This is a genomic window from Methylobacterium sp. Leaf399 (assembly GCF_001424525.1).
Classification (GTDB): Bacteria; Pseudomonadota; Alphaproteobacteria; order Rhizobiales; family Beijerinckiaceae; genus Methylobacterium.
Window position 1 is genome coordinate 16,341 of record NZ_LMQK01000006.1, and the last position, 15,742, is coordinate 32,082.

Annotated in this window: 15 protein-coding genes; 6 read left to right on the forward strand and 9 right to left on the reverse strand. The window is 73.2% G+C overall.

What is annotated here, in order from left to right; genetic code table 11:
* Positions 1–117 precede the first annotated feature (117 nt).
* Positions 118–420, forward strand: coding sequence for a hypothetical protein (locus ASG40_RS06525; protein WP_055882712.1), 303 nt, complete (start codon positions 118–120; stop codon positions 418–420).
* Positions 421–429: 9 nt separating this feature from the next.
* Here the strand turns inward: ASG40_RS06525 and ASG40_RS06530 are convergent, their stop codons facing one another.
* The 6 genes from ASG40_RS06530 to ASG40_RS06555 all read right to left on the reverse strand — a co-directional run bounded on the left by ASG40_RS06530 (position 430) and on the right by ASG40_RS06555 (position 8,508).
* On the reverse strand, positions 430–648 hold the full coding sequence (locus ASG40_RS06530) for a hypothetical protein (protein ID WP_055882834.1): 219 nt from the start codon (positions 646–648) through the stop codon (positions 430–432).
* Positions 649–849: 201 nt separating this feature from the next.
* Positions 850–1,143, reverse strand: a complete 294-nt coding sequence (locus tag ASG40_RS06535) for a hypothetical protein (protein WP_055882714.1) — start codon at positions 1,141–1,143, stop codon at positions 850–852.
* Between the two features lie 88 nt (positions 1,144–1,231).
* Positions 1,232–1,579, reverse strand: coding sequence for a hypothetical protein (locus ASG40_RS06540; RefSeq protein ID WP_156387601.1), 348 nt, complete (start codon positions 1,577–1,579; stop codon positions 1,232–1,234).
* 95 nt (positions 1,580–1,674) lie between these two features.
* A complete protein-coding gene (locus ASG40_RS06545; protein WP_055882718.1) occupies positions 1,675–2,178 on the reverse strand; it encodes a peptide deformylase in 504 nt (167 codons plus the stop codon).
* 19 nt (positions 2,179–2,197) lie between these two features.
* Complete coding sequence (locus tag ASG40_RS06550) at positions 2,198–6,571, reverse strand: translocation/assembly module TamB domain-containing protein (RefSeq protein WP_082523938.1); 4,374 nt, start codon at positions 6,569–6,571, stop codon at positions 2,198–2,200.
* Positions 6,571–8,508, reverse strand: coding sequence for an autotransporter assembly complex protein TamA (locus ASG40_RS06555; RefSeq protein ID WP_244472263.1), 1,938 nt, complete (start codon positions 8,506–8,508; stop codon positions 6,571–6,573). The genes ASG40_RS06550 and ASG40_RS06555 overlap by 1 nt, the downstream gene beginning before the upstream one ends.
* A 675-nt stretch (positions 8,509–9,183) precedes the next feature.
* Here ASG40_RS06555 and ASG40_RS06560 point away from each other — a divergent pair.
* The gene (locus tag ASG40_RS06560; RefSeq protein ID WP_055882722.1) at positions 9,184–9,558 is read left to right on the forward strand and encodes a DUF6481 family protein; all 375 of its coding nucleotides are present in this window, start codon (positions 9,184–9,186) and stop codon (positions 9,556–9,558) included.
* Positions 9,559–9,645: 87 nt separating this feature from the next.
* On the opposite strand, the gene ASG40_RS06565 is transcribed toward ASG40_RS06560, so the two are convergent.
* Positions 9,646–9,909: a hypothetical protein gene (locus ASG40_RS06565; RefSeq protein WP_055882724.1), complete on the reverse strand. Its 264-nt coding sequence runs from the start codon at positions 9,907–9,909 to the stop codon at positions 9,646–9,648.
* Positions 9,910–10,238: 329 nt separating this feature from the next.
* On the opposite strand from ASG40_RS06565, the gene ASG40_RS06570 reads away from it, so the two are divergent.
* On the forward strand, positions 10,239–10,811 hold the full coding sequence (locus tag ASG40_RS06570) for an AprI/Inh family metalloprotease inhibitor (RefSeq protein WP_055882725.1): 573 nt from the start codon (positions 10,239–10,241) through the stop codon (positions 10,809–10,811).
* Between the two features lie 12 nt (positions 10,812–10,823).
* Here ASG40_RS06570 and ASG40_RS06575 read toward each other — a convergent pair whose 3' ends face one another.
* Positions 10,824–12,518, reverse strand: coding sequence for an outer membrane beta-barrel protein (locus ASG40_RS06575; RefSeq protein ID WP_055882727.1), 1,695 nt, complete (start codon positions 12,516–12,518; stop codon positions 10,824–10,826).
* Between the two features lie 206 nt (positions 12,519–12,724).
* Between ASG40_RS06575 and ASG40_RS06580 the strand changes: the two genes are divergently transcribed.
* Positions 12,725–13,744, forward strand: a complete 1,020-nt coding sequence (locus ASG40_RS06580; protein ID WP_082494338.1) for a KpsF/GutQ family sugar-phosphate isomerase — start codon at positions 12,725–12,727, stop codon at positions 13,742–13,744.
* 40 nt (positions 13,745–13,784) lie between these two features.
* On the opposite strand, the gene ASG40_RS06585 is transcribed toward ASG40_RS06580, so the two are convergent.
* Positions 13,785–14,414, reverse strand: coding sequence for a TetR/AcrR family transcriptional regulator (locus tag ASG40_RS06585; protein ID WP_055882728.1), 630 nt, complete (start codon positions 14,412–14,414; stop codon positions 13,785–13,787).
* Positions 14,415–14,453: 39 nt separating this feature from the next.
* Between ASG40_RS06585 and ASG40_RS06590 the strand changes: the two genes are divergently transcribed.
* Together ASG40_RS06590 and ASG40_RS06595 are read left to right on the forward strand one after the other, a co-directional pair.
* Positions 14,454–14,903 carry an ABA4-like family protein gene (locus tag ASG40_RS06590; protein ID WP_055882730.1) on the forward strand — a complete coding sequence of 150 codons (450 nt, stop codon included), beginning with the start codon at positions 14,454–14,456 and terminating at the stop codon, positions 14,901–14,903.
* Positions 14,900–15,718, forward strand: a complete 819-nt coding sequence (locus tag ASG40_RS06595) for a hypothetical protein (protein ID WP_055882733.1) — start codon at positions 14,900–14,902, stop codon at positions 15,716–15,718. The genes ASG40_RS06590 and ASG40_RS06595 overlap by 4 nt, the downstream gene beginning before the upstream one ends.
* Positions 15,719–15,742 lie beyond the last annotated feature (24 nt).

Consider the following 15,742-nt stretch of genomic DNA (forward strand, 5'->3'; position numbering starts at 1 on the left):
AGGCGGGCGGTTTCGTTTGCGCGGCCCCCCGACCCGGATCAGGAACGGGCGACGACCTTGGCCGTTGTCGAGACACAGTAGAACGATCGATACCGCTGCGCGCGAAGGACACCGACGATGCCCCCTAGACCGACCCTGTTTGGCCTTGGCGCCTGTGCGCTGGTCGCCGTCGCCGTCGCGACGGTGGCGGCGTCCTCGCCGGTCGCCGCCGGCGGCTACGGTGGCGGACTCGTCGATGCCGGGCCCGTGGCCGGAGTCGGCGGCCGGGCCGCCTGGAACCGGCCCTGGGAATACGACTCCGGCAGCGACAACGACCGCCGGCCGGAACTGCCCTACTACCAGCAGGGCCGCGGCCAGCAGACCGGCGGCCCGGCCCGCAACCTGCTCCCTGACGACGGCCTGCACCTGATCCCGCGCTGAGGCGGGCCGTCAGCGGCCGGCGCGGCGGCTCCTGGTGCGGCCGGAGGGGCGCTGTTTATTCATGCAAGCGGTGTAGATCTGGCGCCCGACCGCGTAGAGGCCGATGCCCTGGGGGTCGGGCGCGGTGAAGACGCGGCTGCGGGCCTCGTCCCGGCAGGCGGCGTCCTGGGCACTGCGGATCGGTTGGGACTGGGCGAGGGCGACGTCCGGGACGACGATGCCAGCCATCACGATCGCCGCTCCGACCGCCCATAGGCCGCCCATGGACATCCGCTGCGTTCCTCGCGCCATTTCCACGCCCCCCGATGATCGACCCAGGGTGATCGGTTCGGGCGGGCCGGTAAAGCGATCGCAGGAGACCGGGTCGCGAAAAAACGACGGTCTTTTCGAAAACTGCGTGGCCGGAGCGACCGGATCCGGTCTTTCCCGTTACGGGGCGACCCAGACGCAGGCGTCCGACCCGCTCACCGCCAGGCATTCGAAGGGCGCGCCTCCGATCATCGTGCGCTGACTGACGGCGCCGAGACCGGCCTTCGGAATCAGCCGGCATTGCGGATGGGCGGAAAGATGGGCCGCCGCATCCGTCGCCGAGGTCGCCCCCGCGGTCAGGACCCGCAGCGCGACGAGGGTGTCGCAACCGACGACATCCACCGCCGGCTCCTGCGCGACCGCCAGCCCGGCGATGGCGAGGCCCAGGGTGAACCCCAGGGCCAGGGACGCCATCGGCCGCGCGGGGCGACGGGTCGTGGGTCGGCTGTGGGACGTGGTCGCCATAGGCTCTCGTTTCTCCGTGCGGATCGGGGGAGGGGGTTCAGCGCTTGGTCCGTTCGGCCGGAGCCCGGACGGGCGGCGATGCGGGGCCGGGCGCCACGGCGCCGGCCGGGATCCAGTAGCAGACGCCGGTGCCCTGGAGGGTGAGGCATTCGTACTCGCGTCCGCCCAGGGCGAGGCGTTCGCTCACCGCCACGATGCGGGCCGGTTCGAGGAGGCTGCAGCCGAGGTGATCGGCCTTCGGATCGGACAGGATGGCCGCCGCGGCCGCGGCATCGTCCTGGCTGCGCTGCGCGAGGATGCGCAGGTTGGCCAGGGACGGGCAGCCGGCGGTCTGGACGGGACGGGCAGGGGCCGCGGCGGCGGCCGAGACGGCAAGCCCCGCCACCAAGACAACCGACGTTCGGACCATCGCGCGCATGCGGCCTTGCCTATCACGGGGTCGGTGCGCCCCGCCAGCGGGGGCGATCGCGGCGCCGGCGGCTACGGCTCGGGGCGCCGCAGCTTGGCGAACCGCTTGCGGGCACGGTCGCGGCGCAGGCGCGAGAGCCGCTCGATCCAGAAAATCCCGTCGAGCTGGTCGATCTCGTGCTGGAGGCAGGCGGCGCGAAAGCCGTCGGCCTCCTCCTCGTGCGCGGTGCCGTCGACGGCCCGGTAGGCCAGGCGGATCGCGGCGGGTCGCTCCACCTCCTCGCGGATGCCGGGCATCGAGACGCTGCCCTCCTCGAAGACAGCGCGCTCGTCGGAGGCCCAGGCGACCACCGGGTTGACGTAGATCCGCACATCCTCGCCCGGCTCCATTCGGAGGACGACGAGACGCTCGGACAGACCGATGTGCGGCCCGGCCAGACCGATGGCCGCCACCCGTCGCAGGGTCCCGACCAGCGCCTCGACCCGCTCGCGAAGGGCCTCGTCGAAGACGCAGACGGGGGCCGCCACCCGGCCGAGGCGCGGGTCGGGATAGAGGACGAGATCGGGGTCGGTCATCCCGACAGGCCCGGTGCGGTCAGTATTCCCATTCGGCGCCCACCCCCACCGCCGTGCGGCCGTCGCTGCCGGCCTCGCCCTGCAGCTTGATGCGGCGGGTGACGTCGTAGTCGATGGTGACGGCGGTGTCGGCGGGCTTGGCGCCGGCCTTCACCCCGACGCTGAGGCGCTCGTCGATGTAGCGCGAGGCGCCGAGCGCCGGGCCGCCGCTGGCGCCGGTGGAGACGTCGAGACTGTCGAGGCCCAGGCCCTTGCGGGCCTGCTCGAAGGCGTCGGGCCCGCCGGCGTTGCCGGAGAACTGCGCGACCGCCTGGGCGAGCTGCAGCGCCTGGAAGGCCGAGAGCCCGCCGGCCGCCTTCTTGAACAGCAGGCGCGACAGCACCTCGTCCTGCGGCAGGCTCGGGGTCGAGGTCAGGTCGAAGGTCGGGCGGTTGGCCGGGCCCGAGACGGCGACCCGGGCGGTGACGTCGCTGGCCCTGGTCTCGGCCACGAAGTCGAGGTCGGGGGTCGCGATCTCGCCGCCGAAGGTCAGGCGCCCGCGGGTGAAATCGAGGCGCTGCCCGACGATGCTGAGGCGGCCGCGGCGCATGTCGAACCCGCCCGTGGCGACGGGGTCGCGCGACGAGCCGGTCAGGCGCAGGTCGCCACCGAGTTCGGCGTCGATGCCGCGCCCGCGCACGAAGATGCGGTTGGGGGCGCTGACCGTCACGTCGAAGCTGGCATCGAACGGCGGGGCGGCCTTGCCCTTGCGCCGGACAGCCTGCTCCTGGCGCGCCTTGGCGGCCAGTTGCCGGCGGATCTCCGGGGTCGGGTTGACGTGGCGGATGCCCGGCAGCGGCTGCACCGTGGCCGGCAGGCGGTCGGGTACCGAGACGTCCACCGAGACGAGGTCGATGCGGCCGGAGACCTTGGGGGTCCGCGCCAGCGGCCCGCTCAGGGCGAGGTTGAGGCTGGCGGTGGCGGTGACGAGGGGGGAGGAGACGAGCTCCGCCCTGTCGGCGAGCAGGGTCAGGGTGCCGGGAAATCCGGCGTCCGGGGCGAGCGCGACGCGACCCTGCGCCCGCAGGACACCGCCGTTGCGGGCCTGGGCGGTCAGGCGCTCGACCACGAGGGTGTCGCCCCGCCCGGTCACCCGGCCCTCGATGCCGGTGAAGCGCAGGCCCTGGAGCGGGTCGGTGAAGCTGCCGCCCGTGAGTACGGCGGCCCCCTCCGCGCGCGGGGCGGCGAGCGTTCCGCTCACGCCCGCGTCCACCGCGATGCGGCCGGTGACGCGCTGGCCGCCGGCGCTGAGCAGGCTGTTGGCCAGCGCCGCGTCCAAGGTGCCCTTGGCCTTGAGGGCGAGGTCGCCGCCGGCCGCCACCGGCAGGGAGCCGGCGATCGTCACCTCGGCGCCGCGCCCGGCCGAGAACCGGCCGTCCACGGTGGCGCGGCCGCCGTCGAGGGTGCCGCGGGCCTTGGCGTCGATGGGCGGCAGGCCGGCCTGCCGGGTCTGCGGCGTCACGAGCCGGGAGACGGAGAGGTCGTAGCGTCCCTCCGGCCGGGCCGGGCTGCCGCGCACCACCGCCTCGCCGTCGAGGGTGCCGGCCAGCGTCAGGCTCGGCACCGCCATGCGGGCGATGGACAGGGGCAGGGCGCGGATGCCCACCGTGAGGTCGAGGCTCGACCCGGCACGGCCGGCGAGGCTGACGCGCCCGGCGCCGGCCGAGACGACGAGGCCGTCCAGGACGACGGAGCCGCCGTCGAGGGTGATGGTGGCCGGACCCGCCAGGGCGACCTTGTCGGAGCCCCGCACCACGGTGAAGCGGGACACCTCGATGCGCGTCCGCGCCTCGGGCACGAGCCGGGCGGCCCCGTCGAGGTCGAAGCCGCGCGCCTTGGCCTTGAGGACGATCTCGCTCGCCGCCGGCGTGCCGGTGGCGACGAGCCGGACCGTGTCGATGGTCTGCCCGGCCGCCACCACCCGGTCGGCCTCGAGGCGACCGTCGAGGACGGGGCGGCCGCGCAGGTCGCGCCCCGTGAGATCGGCGTCGAACCGCGAGAGGCCGACCTCGCCGACCCGGAGCGAAGCGCCCTTGCCGACGATACGGGCATCCTGGCGGCCGCCGTCCCGCGACAGGGTGACGGCGGCGTCGATGCTGCCGCCGAGCGGGGTCAGCGCCAGGGCGGAGAGGTCGTCGAGGTTGGAGCCGGCAAGGGTGACCGCGGCCTCGGCGAGACCGGTGGCGCCGTCGAGCGTGCCGCGGCCGTCGGCCCGCACCGAGCCGAGATTGAAGGCGAAGCGGTCGAGCCGCCACTCCTCCGGCAGGACCTTGCGGACCGCGGCGTCGCCGGTGAGCGTCTTGCCGCCGATCTCGCCGCCGAGACGCAGGGTGCCGTCGAGGGCGCCGGCGAGATCCCTGACCGCCGCGTCGAGGCGCAGGGCCTTGACCGGGCGCCCCATGGCGGTGGCGCTCGGGGCGCTGACCGTGGCGGTCAGGTCGGACCGCTGGAGCGTGCCCCCGAGGCGCGCGTCGACGGCGGCGCGGCCGGAGAGGCGCTCGTCGATCCGGCCGAGGTCGGCCAGGTCGATTTTGGCCCGGACGTCCGCGGCGCGCCCGGTGGCCCGCCCGTCGAGGGCCGCGGTGAGATGGGCGCCCTCAAAGCGCAGGCCCTCGAAGCCGTAGCCGTCGTAGACCTGGAACACTTTTCCGCGCAGCGTCGGCGCGCGTCCGAGCAGCCGGTCGAGGGGCGCGGTCCCGAGGGCGAGGGCGCGGGTGGTGAGATCGAGGTCGGCGCTCACCGCGCGCCGGGCCGGGTCGCCGCTCAAGAGGGCCTTGACGTCGAGGCTGCCTGCGAGCGGCCGGTCGGCCAGACCCGCGAAAGCGGAGAGGTCGGCGAGCGAAGCGGCCACCTTGCCGGTCAGCACGTTCTGGCCGATCCGCCCGGCATAGGTCGCGTCGAGGGTGGGCGCCTCGATGGCGAGGCGGGTCACGTCGAGGGTCGCGTCGGGGTCGAGCGTGGCGCGCAGGGTCAGCGCGGCTTTCGAACCGATGGCCTTGCGCAGGGCCGGGTCGGCGAGCGCCAATCCCTCCACCCTGGCGTCGGCCGCGATGGAGAAACGCTTCGCACCGGTGCCGGAAACGAAGGGCGCCACGTCGAGGTCGGCGGTGACGCGCTCCAGGGCGCTGCCCTGCGCCTTGAGCCCGGCGGCTTTCAGCGCGCCCTTCACGGTGAGCCCGACGAGCGGCCCCTTGAGGCTGCCGTCGAAGGTCAGGCTTTCGAGTTCGGCGTCGGAGGCCTTGGTGACCCCGCCGTCGGTGGGCAGGGAGCGGGCCGCGATGGTGATGTCGGCGATGCGGTCGGCGCCGAGGGTGCCGCCGATGGTCAGCCGGGCGGTGCGCGAGGCGAGTTCGAGCCGGTCGAGGGCGATCGCCCCGCCGTCGGAAAAGCGCAGGCCGCCGTCGAGGCGGGTCTGGCCGGAGAACACCGCCGCGGCGGGGCCGGGCAGCAGCCCGTCGACCTGCGTGGCGAGATCGAGGGTGAGACGGCGTTCGATCCCGACCCGCAGGATGCGCGCCGAGCCCTTGGCCTTGAGGGAGGGGCCGGCATCGAGGTCGAGCCTGGCGTTCCAGGCGTCGAGGGTGCCCTTGCCGTCGAGGTCGAGGTCGATGGGCGGTGTCCCGGGCAGGCCAGAGGCCTTGGAGAGCAGGCCCCCGGCGGGTTCGGCCAGGGTGGTCTTGAGGTCGAGCCGGTCGCCCGTGGGTACGTAGAGCAGGCGGGCGGCGAATGTGCCGGCGGCATCGAGCCGGGTCACGGCGACATCGAGGTCGAGTCCCTCGGCGGGCGGCCCGAGCTTGACCTTGCCGGTGGCGGCCAGCCGCGCCGGCTGGCCGGCGACGGCTTCGCCCAGGACAAGTTCACCGAGCTTGAACGCCTTGACCTCGACCTTCACCGGCAGGTCCGGCAGCAGCGAGCCGTCGGGCTCGGGCACGTCGGAGACCAGGGCGGGAAGGGGACGGCGCAGCACTTCGAGGCGGCCGACCTCCAGGGTCTCGACCTCGAGCCGGCCCGACAGCAGCGCCAGCCGGCGCCAGACCAGGCGCGCCCGGTCGAGCTTCAGCCAGACCCCGTCGCGGTCGCTGATCGCCACGTCGCGGATGGTGGCGTCGGAGGACAGAGCGCCGTCCACAGCGCCGATGGAGACCTGCGAACCGGGCGTCGAGAGCGCCTTCGAGAGCAGCCCCCCGAGCACGGATTTCTCCGCCTCGTCGGCACGGGTGAGGGAGAAGGGGGTGGCGAGGGCGAGGCACACGACCACGACGATCGCGAGCCACCTCCAGCCCCCGGCAGAGGGGGGAGGGTTGGCGGAGCCGGCCTGACTGGAGCGAGCGAAAACCCGTCCGAAAACACCCATCAGAAGGCCTGTCCCAGGCTGATGTACAGGGCGACCGGGCGTTCGTTGTTGCCCTTGATGCGGTCGAGGGGAAAGGCGACGTCGACCCGGATCGGGCCGATGCCGGTGTAGTAGCGCAGCCCGAGGCCGACGGCGGTGCGGATGCGTTCGTCGAAGTCCGGCAGGCTGCCCGAGAAGGCGGTGCCAGCGTCGAAGAACGGCACGACGCCGATGGTGTCGGTGACCTTGATGCGACCCTCCACCGAGGCTTCGAGCAGGCTCAGGCCGCCCACCGGCAGGTTGAAGGGCCCGCGCGGGCCGAGGGTGCGGTAGGCGAAGCCCCGCACCGAGCCGCCGCCGCCGGCGAAGAAGCGGATGTTGGGCGGCACGTCGGCGAGATCGGCGCCCGAGATCGAGCCGAACCCGACCCGGCCGGCGATGATGTAGCGGCCAGCGTCGTCGAAGGCGTAGTAGGTCGAGCCCTGCGCCTTGGCGACGAAGATCGAGGGGTCGGATCCGAGGAAGCCCGCATAGGGCGTGGCGGAGGCGGTGAGCCGCACGCCCTTGGTCGGATCGAGCAGGTTGTCGGTGGAATCGTAGGACAGCGAGACCGGGATGCCGACGAGGCGGTAGTCGAGCTTGCCCAGGGCATCCTGCGAGCGCCCGACCTGGCCGTCGACGCCGATCTGGGCGAAGAAGGTGTCCGAGAAACGGTGGCGGATGCCGATGGTGCCGCCCACCGCGTCGGTGACGTAGCTCTGCTGCGCCTCGCGCCCGACGAACAGGTTGGCGACGAGGTCGTTGCGGGTGCCCCACAGGGCCGGCTTGACGAAGGTCGCCCCGAGGCGCCCGCCGATGCCGTTGGAATCGATGCCCGCGAGCTTGCGCTGCGTCGCGTAGAGGTCGTTGCCGAGATAGGAGACGTCCGCGTCGATCCTCAGGGTCTCGCCGCCGCCGAACAGGTTGCGGTTGGCGTAGTAGCCACGCACGCCCGGCCCGTCGACGGTGGAATAGCGCGCCGAGACGCCGATCAGGTTGCGGTCGCGCTCGGTCACGTCCACGAAGATCGGCAGGTTGCCATCGGCGTCCAGCGCCTCGCCCTCGCGGACGCGAACGGAGCCGAGCCCCTCGACGCGCGAGACCGAGCGGCGGATGTCGGCCAGGGCCTTGGGCGAATAGGGGTCGCCCGGCTCGGTGTAGATGAAGGAGCGCACCACCGCCGGGTCGATGTCGCTCGTGCCCCGGACCGTGACCGGCCCGAGCCCGGCGATGGGCCCGGGATCGACCACGAATGTCACGTCCATGACGTGGGCGGCATCGTCCACGACGGGGTCGCGGCCCACGGCCTTGACGAAGGGATGGCCGAGCGAGCGGAAGCGGTCGACGATCTGCGCCTCGCGGGCCAGCACCGTGGCCGAGCGGGCCGGCACCGACGGGTCGACCTCGGTGAAGCGCGGGGGCAGCACCTCCGTCGCGATCGCCCCGCCGCGGGGGTCCCGGACGGTCACCGAGCGCAGGGTGTAGAGCGGCCCGGTCTCCACCACGACCTTGACGGGCACGAGGCTGCGACCGCGGGCGGCCTCCGCCGCGCGCGCGGCGGCGGCGACCGACGCCTCGCCGCCCAGGGTGACGCCCTCGACGACGATGGCGACGCGGCCCTGGTAGTAGCCGTAGCCGGACAGGACGTCGCCCAGGCGCTTGAGGTCGGCCTCGGCCCGGCGCACCACGCCCTCGCCGTCGGGGGGGGCCTCCTGGCGCAGGCGGTGGAGGGAGGAGGTGTCCTTGAGCGCCTGGAGGACGTCGTCCTCCTCCACGCCCTGAAACTTCACGGTGTAGGGCACGGCGGCGACGCTCGGCGCCGGCGGCTCCTCCTCCGAGCCGAACAGACCGAACAGGTCGAAGGCGGCGGCCGGGCGGGGGGCGACCAGAACGCAGCCGACCACGACGCAGGTCGCCACGCGCTGGAGGATCGGCCGATAGCGTGCCACGGGGGACGGGAACTCCCTCAAGCCGGCATCGGAACGGCGCACCGCTCCCATCGTCCCGGCCGCGTCGGCTCAGTCATACCGCCCCCTCCACGACGTCGTGTCGACGCCGTCGCCCTCGTCACGTCGTTGCATTTAGCGGCCCAAACGTAGCGATAAGGTTGCGGGGGAGCAAATCGCCGCGCGTCCGAACGGTGCCAAAACGGACACCTCGGTTCCCGGCTCGGCGAAGGGCGCGCCTGTGGGAACGACGCCGTTCCGGGGGAGGGCGGCACGGGATTTTTCGTGCGCGGGCAGGCGGCTAGCGGGCCGCGACGCAGGCGCCGGGACGACGGGAAAGGCCAGCGGATACGGGCGGGACGAGCCCCGGCACCCGGTCCCGTCGCAGGCGCGGCGTCATCGGGTCACAGTCAGAGGCGGGCCGATCGAAGGTGGCGGCCGGTGAAGCCAGGCAACAGTCCGGTGGTTTTCCCGACGAAACGGGGCCCAATGCAGGTCGACGACACACGCTCTGCGTTGATTTCGGGCCTCTCCTGAGGCATATCCATCCCCACTTCCAACCATGAGCAGACACCATGGCGTGGTCCTCAGGGCCGCGCGTCGTCACACGCGGCTTCGCACCGCGCTTCACCACACGAGAAAGGTCATATGGGCGCCTTCGACTATCGGAACTTCGACGACCGCAGGAAGAACTCCGCCAGCGCCAAGCAGATGCTGCTGGAGAAGTTCAAGGCCCGTCCCCCGGCGGATGACCCGGACATGATCGCCAAGGCCGAGGCCCGCGCGGCCATCGCCCGTGCCCGCGACGAGCGGACGCGCGAGCGTGAGGCCGCCCGCATCGCCGCCGAGAAGGCCGCGGCGGAAGAGAAGCGGGCCCGGGAAGAGGCCGAACTCGCCGCCCAGATCGCGCGGGAGGAGGAAGAGACCCGCCTCGCCGCCGAGCGCAAGGCCGAGGAGCTCATCGCCCGCAAGGCGGCCCGCGATGCCCGCTACGCCGCGCGCAAGGCCAAGGCCAGGCGCTGACACCCAGGCGCTGACATCGGGATCTCAGGAACCCGGATCGATGTCGATTTCGGAAGGCGCGCTCCATCGGGGCGCGCCTTTCGTCGTTCAGGACTCGGAGTCGGACTTCTCGCCGCCCTCGGCCTCTTCGTTCTCGGTCTCCGTCTCGGCGACCTCGGTCTCGGCTTCCGCCGGCACGGCCTCGGCCTCCGGGCGCGGGCCGGACTTGAAGGACCGGCGCGGCGCGTTTCCGCGCTTCATCTGGGCCGGCTTCTCGATGGCGCCGAGGCGCTCGGACAGCTGCTTGGCCCGCTCGTTGAAATCGTTGGTGCTGCGCGACTGGGATGCGCCGCTCTTGAAGGCATTCGCCACTGGGGCCTCTCGGGATGGCCCTTGGCACGAAGGGCGTGCGGGCTTCCCGGTCGCCATAGCACGCTTCGACCGATCGTGCCGGTTATAATGGCAAGGGCCCCGTTCGATCGCGCCGGCGTCAGCGACGTCGGCCCATCGGCATCGCCCGGAGGGTGTTCGGTACGCGGGCGATGGCACCGAGACGAGTGCGGCCTCGACGCCACACCGGCGGGCAAAACCCGCCCTCGCCCGGCTTTGATCCACACGGCTGCGGAGATCGCCTTGCGGCCAGCGCAATTGCCGGTGAGGCAGCGCCAACCCGACCCGTGTCCTGCCGGAAACCGTTCTCGATGCCGCGTCCCCTCTCGACGACCGTCGCCTGCCTCGCCCTCGCCGCCACCCTGGGCGCCTGCGCCTCCCAGCGCTTCGACGGACCGACCCGCAGGGCGCCGAGGCCCCAGGCGGCCCTCGAACCCGCCGTCCCCGCCATCCCCTCGGGCCCGGTGACCTCCGAGCCCCTGGCCCCGCCGCCGGGCGCCAGTGCCGTGCCCGCCGAGATCCCGCCGGTGGCCTCGGCCGCGCCGCCGCCGGTGGCGGCCGAGCCCGTCTACGTGCCGCCGCCGACGCCGCCGGTGGTCTCGGGCGGGCGTTCGTCGGTGGTGGGAAGCTGGAACGCCAAGGACGCCACCGGCGGCACCTGCAAGGTCTCGCTCTCGAGCGCCCCGGCGCTCGACCTCTACAAGGCCTCCGCATCGGGCTGCCCGAACAAGGACCTCTCCAAGGTCACGGCCTGGGATTTTCGCGATGGCGAGGTCTATCTCTACCAGCCCGGCGGCACCGTGACGGCGCGTCTGCGCCAGGGCGGCGGCGCCCTCGACGGAGCGCTGTCGAAGTCGGGCGCCTCGCTGTCGATGGTCCGATAAGGGCCCTCGGTCCTACGGGTTCACCCGCAGGCCGAGCAGCCAGGTGTTGCCGCTGAAGCTCGATCCGCTCGTGGAGCTGTCGATCTGCTGGTAGATGTAGCTGCCGCGCATCGTCAGCCAGCGGTTGAAGCGATAGTCGAGCCGGGCGGTGGCCGAGAAGCCGCGCTCGTTGATGGCGAGGCGGTCGTAGTCGCTGGCGAGGTACCCGGCGCCCACGGTGATCGAGAGGTTGCGCAGGAGGTCGTGCTGGACTTCCAGCGTCCCCGCCTGGGTGCGCACGCCGCTCGATCCGGGCAGGCTCGTCTCGACGATGCCGGCGGCGGCGGTGAGCCGGACCGTGGTCAGCGGGCTCGCCGTCCAGATCAGGGAGGCGTTCACCACCGGCGAGGTCAGGTCGCGCAGCCGCGGGTCGTCGTAGGTGCGGTGCTCGAAGCCGGCCGAGACCTCGCCCGAGACCAGCCGCGTCAGCGCGAACACCGCGCCGGCCGAGAGGGTGACCCCGTCGGAGTCACGGCGGATCCCGTTGAAATCGGTCCTCTGGTCGTAGACGCGGGTGTTGCCGAGCACGTCGACGAAGGGCGAGATCACCGGCGAGATCTCGTAGGCCGCCCGCATGCGCAATCCGTACTGGTTCAGGTTGCGGTCGGCCTGGGAGAGGATCGTGCCGTTGGTCAGCCGCGCGTCCTCGAACTCCGAGCGGTCGACGAGACCGCGCAGGCTCACCTGCAGCCGGTTGAAGGTCTCGGTGACGCCCACCGTCGTGCCGTAGCTGGCCACGATCGGCCGGCCGGCGACGGTGGCGTTGAGGTCCGGGCTGCCGGCGCGCAGGGTGTCGACGAGGAAGCGCCCCTCGACGTCGATGCGGGTGTCGCGGTTGGCGTCGATGCGCAGGCGCACGTTGCCCGCACCGTTGGGACGGTCGGCGGCCTCGTTGTCGGGATAGGTGTTGTAGCCGGCCCGCAGTTCGCCGGCGAGTTCGTGGGCCGACCAGTCGCTGCGGAAGTTCAGGTCGCCTTCGGTGCGCAGGGCCAGCGAGCTCCTGGCCGCCCGGTTGACCACCTGTTCCGGGTTGGTGTCGTAGCCGATGCTCTGCTGCACGCTCGGCAGGACCGTGAAGGTGCCGAGCCGCAGGCCCAGCGGGGCATAGGCGTCGTCGACGACCAGCGGCCGCCGCAGGGCGGCATTGAGCACGGCGCCGGGCGTCGACAGCCCGGCCAGCGGCAGGGTGCCGGGGGAGCCGGCCACGACGGGAAGCGGCACTCCGACGACGGGGTTCTGGACGACGGGCGAGAGGCGCAGGTCCGGCGGCGGGATCTGCGTCACCTGCCGCGTGACCGCGCTCGTGGCCGAGCCGAGCCGGCGCGGCGGTGCCGCGCGCTGGCGCAGGAGGTTGGCCGGCGCCCGGTTGTTGATGCCGCTCGAGGCCCCGCCGATGCGGCCGGTCCCGGCCCGCGTCGCGCCGGTGAAGGCCGATGCCCCCGCCCGTGCGCTCGATCCGCCGTCGAGGCCGCCTCCGCCGGAGGCGTCGCCCGTCGCGGCGTTGCCGGGCGTCGCGGCGGCCGGCGTCGCGATGCCCCGCAGGCCGTCGGTGCCGGTCTGCGCGGAGGGATCGGGGATCGCCTGGGCGACGGCCTGCGAGGGCGCCAGCGCCAGCGCGAAGGCGAGGGCGGCCACGGCCTGGCCGTTCCGGATCGGCGTTGCGCGCATCACCGGCCGACGTCGCTCCGCTCATCCCTCGCGCCCGCCGCCGGGGCTCGTCCCCGGCGTCGTCGTGGTTAACCGAGCTACAACGATCGCGGTTAATGCACCGTCAACGGGCGCCGGGCGAGGCGATGCGGCCGCGATCCGACCATTGTCTTGCGCGATAGCGCGATCGCGGCGATGGAACCCGCAAGGCGGAGACACGGGCGGGCATGGTACAGGCGGACCGGATCACGATGGCACCCGAGGGCGGCGACATGGAGCACAGCCCCGCGGTCGCCTCGGCCCTGCGCACCATCGAGACCGAGCGCGAAGGCCTCGGCGCCCTGATGGAGGCCATCGGCAACGGCCTGGGCGATGCCTTCACGGCGGCGGTGGCGCTGATCGTGGCCGCGCGCGGGCGCGTGATCCTCACCGGCATGGGCAAGTCCGGCCACGTCAGCCGCAAGATCGCCGCGACCCTCGCCTCCACCGGCACGCCGGCCCTCTACGTCCACCCGGCCGAGGCGAGCCACGGCGACCTCGGCATGGTGCAGCCCGAGGACGTGGTGGTGGCCCTGTCGTGGTCGGGCGAGACCACGGAACTCGCCGACATCATCGGCTACGCCCGGCGCTATCGCGTCGGCCTCATCGCCGTCACCTCCAACCCGGCATCCACCCTCGGCCGGGAGGCGGACGTGTGCCTGACCCTGCCGCAGGCCCGCGAGGCCTGCCCCAACGGCCTGGCGCCCACCACCTCGACGGCGATGCAGCTGGCGCTGGGCGATGCGCTGGCCATCGCGCTCCTGGAGGCGCGCGGGTTCTCGGCGCGGGAGTTCGGCATCTATCATCCGGGCGGCAAGCTCGGGGCCTCCCTGCGCCAGGTCCGCGAGGTCATGCACGCCGGAGAGCGGCTGCCCGTGGTCGCGCGGGGCACCGCGGTGCGCGCGGCCATCGCCGAGATCGACGCCAAGGGCGTCGGCTCGGTTGTGGTGGTGGAAGCGGACGGGCGCCTGGCCGGGATCGTCACCGACGGCGACCTGCGCCGCAACATGTTCCGCTCCGACCTCGACGGCCTGCGCATCGAGGCCCTGATGACGGCCAAGCCACGCACCGTGAACCCGGAGACCCTGCTGGCCAAGGCCCTCGAGATCCAGGAGTCGATGAAGATCACATCGATCATCGTGGTGGTGGACGACCGCCCGGTCGGCCTCGTCCACTACCACGACCTGCTGCGCGCCGGCGTCGCCTGAAGACTGCTGCGATGACGCGCGGTCACGCCCGGCCGGCGCTTCATACCATCAGGCAATCCATCACCGGGTCGAGCAAGCGGTCGACACCGGCCCGTGCGGCCTCTGCGGGCCCGAACACGCCGTCGAGGGCGAGGCGCGCCAGGCCGTGGACCAGCGACCAGCAGGCCACCGCCCGCGGGTCGGGCTCGTCGGGCCACCGTTGCGCGGCCACGAACGGCCGGTCCGCCACCGCCGCCGCCAGGAGCCCGAACGCCCGCGCCGAGGCCTGGGCGTAGGCGGCGTCCGCCGGATCGATGCGCGCGCAGCGCCACATCGTGTCGAACTCGGCCGGATGGTCGAGGGCAAAGTGCAGGTAGGCGCGGCCCTGGCCGCGGATGCGGGCATCGCGGTCCCCCGCCGCCGCATCGGCCTCTGCGAGCGCGTCGCCGAGCAGGTGAAAGCCGCGCGTCGCCACCGCGGTGAGCAGCCCGCGCGCATCGCCGAAATGGTGCTGGGGGGCGGCCGGCGAGACCCCCGCCCGCCGTGCGGTCTCGCGCAGCGAGAAACCGTCGATCCCGCGCTCGCGCAGGCAGTCCGTCGCCGCGGCGATCAATGCGGCCGGCAGGTCGCCGTGGTGATAGCCCTCGGGCTTGGCCGCCGATCGCTTGACAGTGTCAAGATCATCGCTCATGTTCGATCTGTACGACGTAAAGATTGATCGGATCAAGCCATGATCGCGGCGCCCGCCCTGTTCTCCCTCGCCAACGCGGTCGCCCTGGCCGCCTGGATCGCGCTCGGCCTGTCGCTGTTCGCGCCCCGGTGGCGGCCCTGGACCTTCCTCGTCACCGGCCTCGTCCTGCCGGGGCTGTTCGGGATCGCCTATGGCGGGGCCCTCGCCGCCGGGCTGGCCGGCGGGGCCGGCGGCGGGTTCTCGTCGATTCAAGACGTGCGCGCCCTGTTCGCGAACGACCACGCCCTCACCGCGGGCTGGATCCACTACCTCGCCTTCGATCTTGTCGTCGGCACCTGGATCGCCCGCAGCGGGCTGGCGGCGGGGCTGTCGCCGCTCCTGATCCTGCCCTGCCTCGTCCTCACCTTCCTCGTTGGTCCCCTCGGGCTGCTGCTGGCCCTCGTCATCCGCGCCGGCACGGGGACGCTCGGTGCGGAGGCCCGCCCGTGACCGCGCTCACCGCCCCGTCCTCCCTGCGGTCGCCGATCCCGGCGTTGCGCGCGCGAGCGCCGGAACTCACCGCCTTCGGCCTCGCCTGCCTGATGGCCGGCGCCATCGCCCTGTGCCTGCCGCTCGTCGACGGGCGCCAGTTCGGCGGTGCTTCGGTCTGGCTCAAGCCCGCCAAGTTCTTCGCCTCGATCGGCCTGTTTGCACTGACCTCGGCCTGGTTCACCGGCTACGTGCGGCCCGACCGGCGCCGGTCGCGGCCCCTGCGGATCGCCACCGCCCTGCTGATCGGGGCCGGCGGGATGGAGCTCGCCTACATCACCCTGCAGGCGGGGCTCGGGCAGGCCTCGCATTTCAACACCAGCGATCCCGTGCACGGCCTGCTCTACGCCCTGATGGGTGTCGGCGCCCTGACGCTCCTGGCGACCAAGATCCCGCTCGCCGTCGCGATCGCCCGCCGGCCGGTGGCGGGGCTCGACGCGAGCCTTCGCCTCGCCGTGGTGCTGGGCCTCGCCCTCACCGTGATCCTGGGCGGGGCCGGCGGCATCCTGATCAGCCTGAACCAGGGGACGTCCGTCGGCGCGGCCGGTGTGCGCCTGCCCCTGCTCGGCTGGAACCTCGGCGGCGGCGACCTCAGGGTCGGGCATTTCCTCGGGATGCACGCCGAGCAGGCTCTTCCGATCCTGGCGGCCCTGGCACTCCGCGCCCGCCTGCCGTTGCGGCCGATGCTGGTGGCCCTGGCGGCGCTGGCCTGGGCGGGGCTGACGCTGGCGGCCATCCTGCAGGCGAGAGCCGGGATCGCCGTCCCGTTCGGATGACGATGGCGCGGTTTCGGTGAGGGG

Coding starts and splice junctions, on each gene's coding strand:
- ASG40_RS06575 (WP_055882727.1), bottom strand. CDS start 12,518: ATGCGCGCAACGCCGATCCGGAACGGCCAGGCCGTGGCCGCCCTCGCC.
- ASG40_RS06585 (WP_055882728.1), bottom strand. CDS start 14,414: ATGAGCGATGATCTTGACACTGTCAAGCGATCGGCGGCCAAGCCCGAG.
- ASG40_RS06560 (WP_055882722.1), top strand. CDS start 9,184: ATGGGCGCCTTCGACTATCGGAACTTCGACGACCGCAGGAAGAACTCC.
- ASG40_RS06550 (WP_082523938.1), bottom strand. CDS start 6,571: ATGGGTGTTTTCGGACGGGTTTTCGCTCGCTCCAGTCAGGCCGGCTCC.
- ASG40_RS06545 (WP_055882718.1), bottom strand. CDS start 2,178: ATGACCGACCCCGATCTCGTCCTCTATCCCGACCCGCGCCTCGGCCGG.
- ASG40_RS06570 (WP_055882725.1), top strand. CDS start 10,239: ATGCCGCGTCCCCTCTCGACGACCGTCGCCTGCCTCGCCCTCGCCGCC.
- ASG40_RS06580 (WP_082494338.1), top strand. CDS start 12,725: ATGGTACAGGCGGACCGGATCACGATGGCACCCGAGGGCGGCGACATG.
- ASG40_RS06590 (WP_055882730.1), top strand. CDS start 14,454: ATGATCGCGGCGCCCGCCCTGTTCTCCCTCGCCAACGCGGTCGCCCTG.
- ASG40_RS06530 (WP_055882834.1), bottom strand. CDS start 648: ATGGCTGGCATCGTCGTCCCGGACGTCGCCCTCGCCCAGTCCCAACCG.
- ASG40_RS06535 (WP_055882714.1), bottom strand. CDS start 1,143: ATGGCGTCCCTGGCCCTGGGGTTCACCCTGGGCCTCGCCATCGCCGGG.
- ASG40_RS06525 (WP_055882712.1), top strand. CDS start 118: ATGCCCCCTAGACCGACCCTGTTTGGCCTTGGCGCCTGTGCGCTGGTC.